Origin of the sequence: Paenibacillus castaneae (assembly GCF_002884445.1) — a bacterium.
Lineage (GTDB): Bacteria > Bacillota > Bacilli > Paenibacillales > Paenibacillaceae > Pristimantibacillus > Pristimantibacillus castaneae.
In genome coordinates this window covers 4,122,339-4,135,496 of the sequence record NZ_KZ614144.1, presented here as the reverse complement: position 1 = coordinate 4,135,496, position 13,158 = coordinate 4,122,339, and the positions used below count along the sequence as shown (strand labels likewise).

At 43.1% G+C, this 13,158-nt stretch carries 8 protein-coding genes; 5 read left to right on the top strand and 3 right to left on the bottom strand.

Annotated elements, in window-relative coordinates:
• Positions 1–13 precede the first annotated feature (13 nt).
• Together CEF13_RS18760 and CEF13_RS18755 are read right to left on the bottom strand one after the other, a co-directional pair.
• The gene (locus CEF13_RS18760; protein WP_102716443.1) at positions 14–364 is read right to left on the bottom strand and encodes a DUF2178 domain-containing protein; all 351 of its coding nucleotides are present in this window, start codon (positions 362–364) and stop codon (positions 14–16) included.
• 1 nt (position 365) lies between these two features.
• Positions 366–593 (bottom strand): helix-turn-helix transcriptional regulator, encoded by a 228-nt coding sequence (locus CEF13_RS18755; protein ID WP_102712889.1) that lies wholly within the window; start codon positions 591–593, stop codon positions 366–368.
• A gap of 507 nt (positions 594–1,100) precedes the next feature.
• Between CEF13_RS18755 and abc-f the strand changes: the two genes are divergently transcribed.
• The 5 genes from abc-f to CEF13_RS18730 all read left to right on the top strand — a co-directional run bounded on the left by abc-f (position 1,101) and on the right by CEF13_RS18730 (position 11,880).
• On the top strand, positions 1,101–2,588 hold the full coding sequence (gene abc-f, locus CEF13_RS18750) for a ribosomal protection-like ABC-F family protein (protein WP_102712887.1): 1,488 nt from the start codon (positions 1,101–1,103) through the stop codon (positions 2,586–2,588).
• A 604-nt stretch (positions 2,589–3,192) separates the two neighbouring features.
• The gene (locus CEF13_RS28875) at positions 3,193–3,369 is read left to right on the top strand and encodes a hypothetical protein (RefSeq protein ID WP_166742691.1); all 177 of its coding nucleotides are present in this window, start codon (positions 3,193–3,195) and stop codon (positions 3,367–3,369) included.
• 716 nt (positions 3,370–4,085) lie between these two features.
• On the top strand, positions 4,086–10,364 hold the full coding sequence (locus CEF13_RS18740; RefSeq protein ID WP_102712883.1) for a glycoside hydrolase family 3 C-terminal domain-containing protein: 6,279 nt from the start codon (positions 4,086–4,088) through the stop codon (positions 10,362–10,364).
• A 75-nt stretch (positions 10,365–10,439) separates the two neighbouring features.
• Positions 10,440–11,447, top strand: a complete 1,008-nt coding sequence (locus CEF13_RS18735; RefSeq protein ID WP_166742693.1) for an S-layer homology domain-containing protein — start codon at positions 10,440–10,442, stop codon at positions 11,445–11,447.
• Positions 11,448–11,667: 220 nt separating this feature from the next.
• The gene (locus CEF13_RS18730; protein ID WP_102712879.1) at positions 11,668–11,880 is read left to right on the top strand and encodes a TM2 domain-containing protein; all 213 of its coding nucleotides are present in this window, start codon (positions 11,668–11,670) and stop codon (positions 11,878–11,880) included.
• A 176-nt stretch (positions 11,881–12,056) separates the two neighbouring features.
• Here the strand turns inward: CEF13_RS18730 and CEF13_RS18725 are convergent, their stop codons facing one another.
• Positions 12,057–13,100 (bottom strand): LacI family DNA-binding transcriptional regulator, encoded by a 1,044-nt coding sequence (locus tag CEF13_RS18725; RefSeq protein ID WP_102712877.1) that lies wholly within the window; start codon positions 13,098–13,100, stop codon positions 12,057–12,059.
• Between the last annotated feature and the right edge of the window lie 58 nt (positions 13,101–13,158).

The window sequence follows — 13,158 nt, the reverse complement described above, 5'->3', positions numbered from 1 at the left end:
CCTCTACCTTTCCTTATGAAAAATCCTTTTTATATTGGACGGCTAAGTAAATTCCACCAGCTAAAAATGCCAGCGAATATTTGTACAAGAAAAAGATGTTCCACATATAGTCTTTGGGAAAAATCATGTCACATAGAATAATTGCCCACAGCATACAGTAACTGCTTTTCAAAAAGATTTTATTTGTCCGTTCGTCGTCTTGCCCAATCATCTTATAAAATACGTAGACAAAAATCATACTACCAATAAGCAGTAACCCACTAACTCCCAGAAGAATATTCCAATTTCCCGGAGATTGTTCAGCCCAGGACTTTAAAGGGGAAAAAATTTCGTTAGAGAAATCTGAGATAGACTTATATTTCATTTTAATCATTTCCTTTCTCATAAGTAAAAATATCGTTTACATCAACATTAAAAAAATCGGCAATTCGAAAAGCTAACAGCAGAGTCGGAACATAATTTCCTTTTTCCATTACGAAGATGGTCTGTTTGGAAACCCCGACTTTCTCAGCTAATTCTTGCTGAGACATTCTGGCAAGTACACGATATTCATAAACCTTATTTGAGATCGAATCACCAAAATCTTTCTTCATGACCATCACCTCTTGAATCAAATTATAAACTCACTTTTAACAAAAGTAAAGTAAACTTATACAAAGGCATCAAATATCTTTATTTTTGTTTAGATAACTTTGATTTAACAAGAGCCAGAATGCGGAAAGAACCTGACGAAATTTATGATTCGGAACCAAGCGAAGGAGTATGGCGAAGATTCGCAAAGCTTCAGCCTAAACGGACGGTGCAGGTTGTAGTTGAATTACGATTGTGATAAACTGTATGTAATTTTGATGACGGGAGTTGAACGAATACATGTAGAACTTTCTTGCTGCGAGATCACGAAAAGACCGGACTCAGCTATCGGCTGTGGTTGGTTTATTTCGTCTCTGCAAGAAAGGTCTGCATTTCGTTCGCGCTCCCTATCCGGACAGTCATCCGGCCCCTTGGTATGGGGCCGGATTTCCTCGTATGGAAACAAAAAGAGCCGCGAGAAAGCACCTTTCTTGCGGCTCTTTTTATTTCCATACGAAAGGATGATCGCCATGTCCGCGATACAGGTATCCAATCTTACTTTTGCCTATCCAGGTAGCTATGACCTTATATTCGAAAATGTTAATTTTCATATCGATACAGACTGGAAGCTGGGGTTTACAGGGCGAAACGGTCGGGGGAAAACGACGTTCTTTAACCTGCTGCAGGGGAAATACGAATACAGCGGCACGATCTCCACACCGGTCGCCTTTGATTATTTTCCGTTTCCCGTCGAACATCCGGAATATTTGACCGTCGACGTCATCGAAGAGATCGTACCAGGCTATGAACGCTGGAAGTTGATGCGCGAACTGAACCTGCTTAAGGTTTCAGAAGACGTATTGTACCGGCCATTCGAATCGCTGTCCCAAGGCGAGCAGACGAAGGTACTGCTGGCCTTGCTGTTCATCCAGGACAATCGATTTCTGCTCATCGATGAGCCGACCAATCATCTTGACTTTCACGCACGAAAACTTGTTGGCGATTATCTGAATACGAAACGCGGTTTTATTCTTGTTTCACACGATCGGACATTTCTCGACAGCTGCGTCGATCATATTCTATCGATCAATAAAACGAATATCGAAATCCAAAAAGGCAGCTTCTCCAGCTGGTGGACGAACAAAACTCACCAGGACACGTTCGAATTGGCACAAAACGAAAAGTTGTACAAAGACATACAGCGTTTATCGACTTCTGTCAAACGCACGAGCGGCTGGTCTCACGAGATCGAAAAATCGAAAAACGGCACACGAAACTCCGGCTCCAAGCTGGACAAGGGATATGTCGGTCACAAAGCAGCAAAAATGATGAAACGCGCGAAATCCATCGAACAGCGGCAAAACGCTGCTGTAGAGGAGAAGTCGAAACTGCTCCGAAATATCGAACAGTCAGAAAGCCTTGTGATCTCTCAGCTCGAATATCCCAAATCCGAACTGGCCGTGCTGGATCACGTCACGATTTACTACGATGAAAGACCGGTTTGCGATAACGTTCGTTTGACGATCGAACAAGGGGATCGGATCGCAATTTCAGGTCCAAACGGTTCGGGCAAGTCTAGCTTGCTCCGCCTGCTCAACGGCGAGGCGCTTCAATATACAGGCACGTTTCGTCTGGAGCCGCAGCTTCGCGTTTCCTATGTATCCCAGAGTACCTCTCATCTGCGAGGATCGCTTTCCGATTACGCAGCAGAGCATGGAATCGACGAAAGCTTATTTAAGGCCTTGTTGCGTAAGCTTGATTTCGCCCGCATGCAGTTTGAGAAGGATATGTCGGCGTTTAGCGGCGGACAGAAGAAGAAGGTTCTGATCGCGAGAAGCCTATGCGAGGAGGCTCATCTGCATATTTGGGACGAACCGCTCAACTTTGTCGACGTGATTTCCCGGATGCAGATTGAAGAGCTGCTGCTTGAGTACGCGCCGACCATTGTGTTCGTGGAGCATGATCGGGGATTTCACGACCGTGTCGCCACGAAAACGATTGAACTCGGTGGGGTTTAGATTTAAGCAAAGTGACTTGGAGTTAAACATGATTTCAACGGCAGAAAGCTTTACAAACAACTTTTTATGAAAAGGGGGAGGTTGAACTCCCTCGATATGAATCAGTTTACTCACTCAGACTCATGCAGGAATAAAGGTGAGAAATGCATAATCTAATTTGTTCCATATTATGCACGTCTCCAAGTCACCCTTAGCGATTTTCACTACCATGTCTCAACGGGTCTATGCCCTTTCATTCCTTCGTCACATCTAATTAAGGGGTGGTTAATAACGAACCAAATAGGCATCGAGCGATATTCAACCGCTATGTCGGCATACAGCTAATGAGGCAAACCGTCTGCGCGCTCAAGCATATTGGAGTGCATAAGACAGCGAAGATGCCGCATGCAGCCCGGAAAGAGTTTCCAATACGAATACATCTTGCATTGCATTCGGGATCAGCGGTCGCGCCTTTGCCTCTCTGCGGAGTTAGCTTTTTTAATACACGCTCAAGTTTAGTAAATAGTCGTTTAAGGGCAAGTTGGAGCGATTTATCGATGCTGATCTTTAATGTTGTGCCGTCTTTGAATCTTATTTTTTTTGTACGCGTGCAAGAGCATCCACATTGACAGCCGCTTTCAAGTCTAACTGGAACGATTGCTTTCTTATTAATGAATCCTCTAGCAGTGATATTGCTGTTCTTATCTTGGAGAATGATGTTGGCACTGGAGACGCCGTTCACTTGTTTGCCAAAGGAAGCAGTGAGTCTGCTGCTTGTGCGATTCAGAGATTGTATTTTTAATGTTACTAAGTTACATGCATTCTGCGTGATGTTTAGGAAGATGTCGGAGACACCTCTACTGGCGTTTAAAATCAATTCGATGTTCGCGCTTAAGATGCCTTCTTGCTTGGATTTTATGCTTGCTGTTGCAAAAAGGGTGGTCGTTCCGTTGACTGTGCGTAGCAGTCCGGGCATAACTATCACTCCCTCAATTCGATTGGTGTGTACTCTCACAACATATATGGAACCAAAAGAATTTGTGTGGATGAATAACTAGAAAGCCCGAGCCACTAATAGCAATAGTATCAGACGTCCCAATAAGTAAAATAGCAATTCTAGTGAAATTTATCGCAAATTGTGAAGTGATTGTATATGGAACTAAAAGGTTGAATTCTTATTCTAGCTGTATATGTGGATATATAGTATACAGATAAGGAAGATGCCTTAGAATACTTCAATAATCTAATTGGTAGAACGAAAAACCATACTCCTAAGCTTAAAGTCCAGGGTATGGTTTTTTTGTGCCTTTATACTTAACGAGGATAAATAAAAAAGTACAGATGATAACAAAAGAGTGAAGACAAAAAACAATAATTTACGATCAAGAGATGATATATTTACCTCTGTAAGCACTTACAATCCTAGTGAAGAGGGGGGCCTAGTTCCACCCTGTAGTGTGGCTGTCAAATGGATTACAGTAGACTACACAAGTAGTCACAAGGAGGTAAAGAAAAAAGATGCTAAAAAGAGGGAAAAGGATTTTATCTGTTTCATTATGTTTTGCTTTATGTGTTTCAACACTATTAGTAGGACCGGCTCCTCAAAGAAGTTATGCAGCTGAGTCTGAACCGCAGGCATTGCCGATTTATATGGATTCTGAGCACTATTCCTTTGAGGAAAGAGCCGCAGACATGATTTCAAAGATGTCTATTACACAGAAGGCATCTCAAATGAACGGAAGCGCATCGCCTTCAATCACCCTTTCCGATGGTAAAGTCATTCCTTCATATGGCTGGTGGAATGAGGCATTGCATGGTGTATCGCGATACCAGCTTAATGCATCTGGTAACGCGACAACGATCAATAATGCTACCTCATATCCAATTGGGCTTTCCATGGGAAGTTCATGGGATCCAGCGCTTATGCACAAAGTAGCAACGAGCATTAGTGATGAAGCTCGTGAAACAGCTCCTGATAGTGATCGAATGTTAACCTTTTACTCACCAACTATCAATCTAGCTCGTGACACGCGTTGGGGACGTACGGATGAAACATTCTCGGAAGATCCCTTGTTAACAGCTGAAATTGCTGGGCAGTTTGTAAATGGTCTGGAAGGTAAGAGGATGGACGGTAGCCTAATTGATCCCAAAGGTTACTTAAAGTCTGTAAGTACCATAAAGCATTATACGGCGAATAACTCTGAAGTAAACCGTCTGAATGGTAGCTCTGATATAACAGGTCGTGAGCTCAGAGAATTCTTTACGAAACCTTATAGAGAGATTATTAAGAATGCGGATGTTTCCTCTATTATGAGCTCTTATAATAGTGTTAATGGTACACCGGTTACATTAGACCGAACTATAATGGAAACATTGCTTCGTCAAACTTTTGGATTCTCCGGTTTTGTAACAACGGACTGCGATAGTATAGCTATGGCTGTGTCGCCATCCAGACAGAACTATATGTATCCCGGAACGTCCAGGGCAATGACTTCGCAAGAAGGATACGCATGGGCTGCAATGTTTGGTGTGGATCTAGTATGTAATGCAGGCTATAGCGGCTCTAGCTACGGCGCTCAGCTTCCTGGTGCAGCAGCAGCTAAACTCCCTACTCCTTCAGGAATATTCACAGAGAATGCAATAGATGTAGATTTACTTAATCTGTACACTGCTCGAATGAAACTGGGCGAGTTTGATGATACAGTTAGAAACGCTGCAGGCGTCATTCAATCATCGACAAATAAAGTTTCTTGGTATGATGATGCAATTGCTAGAAGAAAAAATTTAGGAAGTGGAAGTTTATGGACGTATAATTCAGGTACCGGCGGCGACGGTAAGAACATGACTCAAGAAAGATCAGATGTTGCTCGTGAAGCAGCAGCAGGATCCTTGATCTTGTTAAGAAACAATGCAGTCGCATCAAACGGAAACAAAGCAGTGCTTCCAATCAATGTACCTTCAACTGGTGAGTTTAAAGTTGTCGTATATGGTCTCAATGCTAACTTCAATACAACGAATAACAGCTTTTTCTTAGGTGGTTATTCTTCTGGTTCAGGCGCTAGCGGTATCGCCAAAATGGTAAACCCTTATAACGGTATCAAAGCGGAAATTCAAAAGATCAATCCCAATGCTGTGGTAGACTGGAAAAAAGGCTTCACCAATACTGGCACAACCTATGCAGGTATGACGACACTAGATAATGCGGCGATTGATCTTGCTTCAGGTTATGATTTAGCTATTGTTGCTCTAGGCACAGAACAAGCAACTGCTGCTGAGGATAGTGATAGAGGCAGTAATACAAACCCGAATAACACATTACCAGGAGCGCAACTGGCGCTGGCGAATGCTGTTGCTGCGAAAAATCCGAAAACGGTTACAGTTATTGAAAGTACTAGCCCAGACGACCTATCAACTTTATCTGCAGATGTTCCTGCATTGCTATGGAGTGGATACAACGGTCAAGTTAAGGGCTTGGGACTAGCAGATGTTTTGTTAGGTAAATATAACCCGAGTGGACGTACATCAACCCTATGGTTTAAGAATGACCAATTCCCTAGCATAAGAAGCTATAGAATTACACCTGGCCCTGACACCTATAAAACAGGCAATAATGCAAGCGCAACCACAACTGTTACTACCCCTGGTCGCACATATATGTATTATGATGGATCAAAGGGAGCTCCTCTCTACAGCTTTGGATATGGATTGAGTTATTCAAATTTCACATACTCCAATATGAAAGTGACAGGTTTAGGCGCAGGAGATACTATTGATGCTAACGGTACGATCAATGTTTCTATGAATGTCACGAATACTAGCGATAGAGACGGAAATGATATTGTAGAGCTTTATGCTTCAACACCAGACTCTACCCAAACAGGTGTTAATCAACGTCCTATTAAACGCCTTATTGGATTCCAGAAAGTAATGGTAAATGCAGGACAAACAGTTCCAGTTACCCTAACCGTTAAAGTGCCAGACTTGCATTTTTACGATGAAGCAGCAGGCAAATGGGTTGTGGATACAGGAAGATACAATTTGCAGTTCAGCACATCAAGTGCAGATGCAGATATTAAACTTAACAAAGATATTTTTGTTACAGGCTCATTAGCTCCTAAGTTAAGCGTTGTAACAGCAAAACCTCGTCAGGACAGTGATGTGGCATTAGATATCCCAACTCGGGTATTCTTTGACAAAGGAAAGACTGTACTTCCACAAGTCACGGTTGCAATGAATGATGATACGCTATATGGATATATTGCAAAGGGTTCCAGCAAAACTATGCCAGCTGGAATGACCGTAACATATAGCAGCAATAGGCCGAGTGTGGTCTCAGTAGCTGGCGATCAAATCACTACTGTTAAATCTGGCGTCGCAACGATTACTGCAACCGTTAGTTATGCAGGAGAACAGCGTTCAACTGACTTTATAGTCTATGTTAATCCTTCTGTTAGCCTTAATGACCTCAAGGTTGGAGGGATTACAGTTAGCGGTTTTGATCCTTCCGTATATCAGTATAATGTAGCAGTTCCTTACGATCAGGGTGCAGTTCCAGTTGTAGCGGCTACTTCTTCTAGCGCCGATAGCCGTGTAACAATCGTGCAAGCTAGTGGTATTCCTGGAACAGCAACGATTACGGTAACCGATTCAACATTCAATAGGGTATATACTGTTAACTTTGGTCGGCCACCGGTAAGTGCTGAATTTAAAGGAGCAACATCTTTAGATAGTCACTACTCCATACTGCGACAAGATTCTGATTATTCTTTTGGCACGAATGATGGGGTGACTATTAGTACAAAACAAGCAGCAGTAAATGCAGTTCAGAACTTAGTTATGCAGCCAGCGATGGGTGATTTCGTATCCCAAACTGCTATGAATTTTGCAGCTACGCCTACAGCTAACAATCAGCAAGGCGGGTTGATCTATTATCAAGATGACTCCAATTACGTAAAGCTTGTTTATGAACGTCCTACGGGAACCACGAACCGAATCGCATTGTATAGTGTCGTCAATGGGACAGCGACCGTAGTTACGGGCAACACCAATTCAGCAGGTAACACAAAAATGTATTTACGTCTGATTAAGAACAATAAGGCGATTTCAGCGCAATGGTCCGCTGACGGTGTCACTTGGACTAACTATTCTGGAACAGCTACAGTGAATTTCACATCACCGCAATTAGGTCTTATAGCAACAAATGGTACTGTAAGCGCGGCTGCACTCAATGTATCGTTTGAATACTTGAGAGTTGGAAGCGTTGATGCATTAAATCCTGCAGCGGATAAGATCCAAAAGGGTGGAGTAGATATTCCAGGGTTTGATCCACGTATTACAACCTATGATGTAGTTGTACCAAGGGATGCATTGCCTGGAGATTACGATTACTCCGTAGAGTGTGGAGCAGGTTTAACGTGTGTCGTGAATCAAGCAACAACCATTCCAGGCAATACTACTGCTGTTGTAACTGGTCCTTTCGGTTCAACAACATATACCTTTAAGCTTAATTATCAGGCTGAAAGCTTCAACTTTGTTAATACAACATCTGAGAATTTGTCGAACTTCTGGACAATTCTTAATCCAGATGCTGCTAATTACTCACTAGTACAAGGTAAGGGACTACGTCTTCCTACATTAGCGGGGGATGTCTATCAAACAAATACCGCATGGAATAACGTATTTACAGCCCCTGCTGGTGGTGATTGGGATATTGTTACTAAGGTCCACTATCCTGTAGCTCCATCTGCAACCTATCAACAATTTATGTTCTTAGCTTGGCAGGATGAGGACAACTATATTAAAATCGACGCCGAGAGAGGTTCAAGTGGCATTGTTGTCCAAACTGGACGTGAGGTCAATAAGGTATTCACTTCATCTGCAACAAGTTCTGTTAATGCCAATGCAGATGGTACTTTAACCGTTTATCTAAGAATGGTTAAATCCGGAAATGATTATCAGGGCTCATATTCGTTGGATGGTATTACTTATAAGAACGTAGGTACAGCAATTAATTTAAGTCTTAACAATATCAAAATGGGACTATTCGCTACGAAAAACTCAACTACTGGCGGAGTAATAGACACCTATGCAGAATATGTTCAGGTACTGAATACAAATGATGCATTACCGGTCACTCCAACTCAAATGAAGATTAATGCTGCAACCAAAGTTTCTGAATATGTTGGAACACTATTACCCGGGACTGTACAATTTAATGAAGGATCAAACACTGTACAACTCGCTAATAGCATAACTCCAACGTATACTATCAGTTACGCTTCAAATGATGACAGTATCCTCTCTGCAACAGGTCTTATTACTCAACCTGTCTATACGAGGGAAATCACTTATACGTATACGATTTCTGATGGAACTAACAATGTAGTAAGTACGCCAATTCACTTAAGCATACCTGGATCGGAAGGATCAGCACCTCAAGTTGATGCAAAGGCCAGCATTAGCGGCCCTTCATCACCAGTGGTCGTGGGTCAGGCGGTTAACCTTCCAGTTGGCGTTACTGGATTGACTCATAATTTTAATATGCTAAGTGTGGAGTTAAAGTACGATCCGGCTATGATTGAGTTTGCTACTTCACTGAATAATGGTGTCAACGTCCTGGATGCAGGTTCAGTTACTTCTTCACGGACTGGACTCCAAGTTATTGAGACAGCTGTGAAACCGGAAACTGGAGAAATCCTGATTCTTATGGGAATCACCGGAACATTCTTAACAGGTGACGGCGAACTGTTTGTTCTTCACGGCAAAGCTAAGGCGGATGCCGCTGCAGGAACTACAAATGTTGCTATAACCAAGCAGGAAATGGTCGGTGACGACAGCCATTATTCATTGCTCGACACATCTCTGGCTACGGTAGGCATACAAGTTGTGCAGGCAGATAAGACGACATTGATTGCTTCAATTGCAGCCGCTCATGCACTTCTTAATGCAGCAGTTGAAGGAAATCTAGAGGGTCAATATCCTGTCGGTTCCAAAGCAATCTTACAAGCTGCAATTGATAGTGCATCAGTAGTGGTGCAAAATGGAGCAGCAACACCAACTGAAGTTGCTAATGCAATTGTTGCATTGGATAATGCAGTTACAAGCTTCAGTGGTTCGATTATCCATATCAATAAGGCAGCATTGAACACAGCAATTACAGATGCTCAGCAAGCATTGAGCTCTGCAGTAGAAGGATCAGCGCCGGGTCAATATCCAGCAGGTACGAAGGCTGCACTTCAAGCTGCGATTGAGGCTGCAATTATTGTTCGTGATCGTACAACGGCAACGCAATCTGATGTGGACTTAGCAGTATCGACATTAACGACAGCAGTGAGCACATTCATAGCTAGCGTGAATCCAACGACTACACCTTCGGTTGAATTGGGAGCATTAAATCAAGCGATTGCTACTGCTCAAGCTAAGGTTTCAAAAGCAACAGCGGGCAACAAAATCGGTCAATATCCAGCAACTGCAATCGCGAGCCTTCAAGCAGCCATTGTAGCAGCGAACGACGTTAAGAAAAACAGTGGAGCCTCACAATCGATGGTTGATGCAGCGGTAGTAACATTGAATGATGCTACATCAACATTCGCTTCGAAGCTTGTGACTCTTGTACCTGGAGAGACATCCATTACGATCCAGGATCTGTCGATTATTGCTAAATATTACGGTGTTAAGAAAGATCAACCTGGTTGGGATAAGGTAGAGAAAGCTGATTTGTTCGATAATCATGAGATTACAATTCTCGAATTAGCAGCAGTAGCACGTATGATTGTAGGGAATTGGTTACAGCAATAAACAATTGATGAAAGTGGAATGAAGAGGGGAGGCGCTTCGGCGCCTTTCTCCTCAGATAATGAAGGGATGAATCGTATGATGAAACGTAAGCTGCTAATGCTATTGTCGATCGTCATCCTGGTAATTGGAGTGTCACAGGGGACTGTTATGGCTAAAGAGGAAAATGCCACATTCGAATTAAAGCTTAGTCATTCGGATAAGGATGTTAAGCTGTCTATTATGGGTCACGGGCTTAAGGATATGTACGCTTATGATTTTGAGTTGTCATATGATGAGAATATACTTTCATTTAATAAGGTGGAAACTTCGATTAAAGGTTTTTCGGTAAACCCTATCCTTAGCGCAAATACGATCCGGATTGCTCATACGAAGATAGGAGAGGTCAGTGGTGAGAAGGGGGACGTGGAGCTGTCCGCGATAACCTTTAAACGTATCGGATCTGGGACAACTCCTATTAAGCTTAGCAATATTAAGCTCGTTGATTCTAAGCTGGACATGGTCACATTAGAGCCTAAAGTAACGGCAATGGTCAATGATAATCTCAATTTGTTGACTTTCAAAGATGTTAAGGGACATTGGGCAGAAGCTTCGATCTATGAAGCTGTAAGGCTGGGCTTCGTGACCGGCTATGCAGATGCAACCTTCAAGCCGAATCTTGAAATTACAAGGGCAGAATTTGCAGCGATGATCGTTCGAGCTTTGCAGATTAAGACAAGTGATGGTAAAGGTCTGACATTTAAAGACAGTAAAGAGATTCCTGTATGGGCTAGAACTTATGTACAAACAGCGGTTGAAGCAAAGCTGATTACCGGCTACACGGATAATACATTCGGTGCGAACAAATTAATTACTCGCTCAGAAATGTCAGCAATAATTGTACGTGCACTTGCTAAAGAAACAAGCTCCAATATTAAATTACAGTTCTCTGATGTTGATAAGATACCAGCATGGGCCATCCCATCTGTGAAGACAGCAGTGGAGTTAGGCATTATGAAAGGAAATACACAGAATCAATTTGCTCCAAATGCACCAGCAACCCGTGCAGAGGCAGTTACGGTTATTCTTAGAATGCTTAAAGTGTAAAATAAAGAACACATTTCTGCAGAGGCAATTAGTCTGTAGAATGTGTTCTTTTCTTCAATTACCAATGCCTTGCACCGAAAGTATTATAAAGCAACAACAACTCTTCATATGGTAGCACCGCTATTGTTACCAATGAATTACTAATGATTTTTTAATAGGGTCTAATATAGAATAGGGCTTGATTATAAAACTTACATCAAGAGGGGATCGTACATTAATCATGCTAAAGAGTGAGAAGTCGTTTGTATCGACTTTGTTATTATGCCTATTTCTAGGTGAATTCGGTGTACATCGTTTCTACGTTGGCAAGATTGGGACAGGTATTCTTCAGCTGATTACGTTGGGCGGCTTAGGTGTCTGGGCGCTTATCGATTTGGTGGTCATTATCGTAAGCAAGTTTAAAGATAAGCAAGGGTTGCCAATTAAGCCATAGTAAGCGTGATTCAGAATTCAGAAGTCCACGGTAAACAACCGTGGTCCTTTTTTTGTTTAAAAACGGTTTTCCATCGAGCTAATATTAAACGTAATTATTCTTTTTCCTGTTTTGGGAAAAAAGGCAGCACTGACCCGTAAGAACGGAGGTCGGTGCTGCCTTTTTTTTCTAGATTGTTACGCTGAATCCCGCGGAATCAAAGCAGCGGTAAGCTGAATCTTTTCACTTGGTGATCCATGGCGTTCGATACGGCGTTGAAGCGATTCGATAGCGCGGTGTCCTAACTCCTCCTTACAAAGGTTGACTGTTGTCAACCGCGGAGATGCTAATGCGGCCGCTTCCACGTTATCGATGCCCGCTATGCGGCACTGATCTGGAATAGACCATCCCATCTGTTGCAGCTTTCGCATCCAATGGATCGCAATGTCGTCATTGGCGCCGATCCAAGCATCCGGCAGATCCTCCGGGGAAAGACGGGAAAGTCGCTCCACAGCGGCATCTTGCCATCCGCCTTCTTCATAAGGGAGCTCCCACTCGAACAGCTTCGTTCCCTTGGAACCATAACGTTCTATAGCAAGCCGAACACCGATACGTCGTTCGGCAAAGCTGGCGGATCGGCCATTATCACCAAGAAATACGATGGTCCTGCATTGCCGGTTCAGAATATGGCGTGTGATGGTGATTCCCGCTTCGATATTGGCGTGATTCACTGAATCGCAACCGAGCATCGGCTCGTTGTGATCGACAAGCACTAGCGGCTTGCCCGTACGAGCCATCCGCTGCAGTGCATCATAAGGATATGAACCCATTACAATCAGGCCAAGACAATTGCTCCAATCCAAATGCGGCGCTATTGCTTCCTGTGGAGATTGTGCGGTGTCAGTAGAAGATGAGAAAGTTTGGGATACAATGACGTGATGCCATCCCCTTTCATTGCATCCTGAGATCAAGCCGGCCAAAACCCGCTGCCAGTAGTAAGGGTCGCCGCGATTGGATTGATTGATAAAGATCAGTACAAAGGAAGAAGCAGAGCCGGCGGCAGTTGGGGCTGTATCATACTCCTGTCGCGGAAGCTCATAACCGAGCTTTCGAGCGAGTTCTAAGACTCGTTCACGCGTCGTTTGGCTTACGCCGGATTTCCCGCTGAGTGCTCGAGAAACGGCGTACTTTGATAAACCGAGTTGATCGGCAATCATTTGAATCGAAATTTTCCGGGGCATATAGATCTCCTTGACGATAAGTATGAAAGGATTTAGACTGAAGATGACATAACGTTAT

Bases quoted from the DNA above. Each gene is read 5' to 3' on its own strand.
- CEF13_RS18760 (WP_102716443.1), bottom strand. From the start codon at position 364: ATGAAATATAAGTCTATCTCAGATTTCTCTAACGAAATTTTTTCCCCT.
- CEF13_RS18755 (WP_102712889.1), bottom strand. From the start codon at position 593: ATGAAGAAAGATTTTGGTGATTCGATCTCAAATAAGGTTTATGAATAT.
- abc-f (WP_102712887.1), top strand. From the start codon at position 1,101: ATGTCCGCGATACAGGTATCCAATCTTACTTTTGCCTATCCAGGTAGC.
- CEF13_RS18740 (WP_102712883.1), top strand. From the start codon at position 4,086: ATGCTAAAAAGAGGGAAAAGGATTTTATCTGTTTCATTATGTTTTGCT.
- CEF13_RS18735 (WP_166742693.1), top strand. From the start codon at position 10,440: ATGATGAAACGTAAGCTGCTAATGCTATTGTCGATCGTCATCCTGGTA.
- CEF13_RS18730 (WP_102712879.1), top strand. From the start codon at position 11,668: ATGCTAAAGAGTGAGAAGTCGTTTGTATCGACTTTGTTATTATGCCTA.
- CEF13_RS18725 (WP_102712877.1), bottom strand. From the start codon at position 13,100: ATGCCCCGGAAAATTTCGATTCAAATGATTGCCGATCAACTCGGTTTA.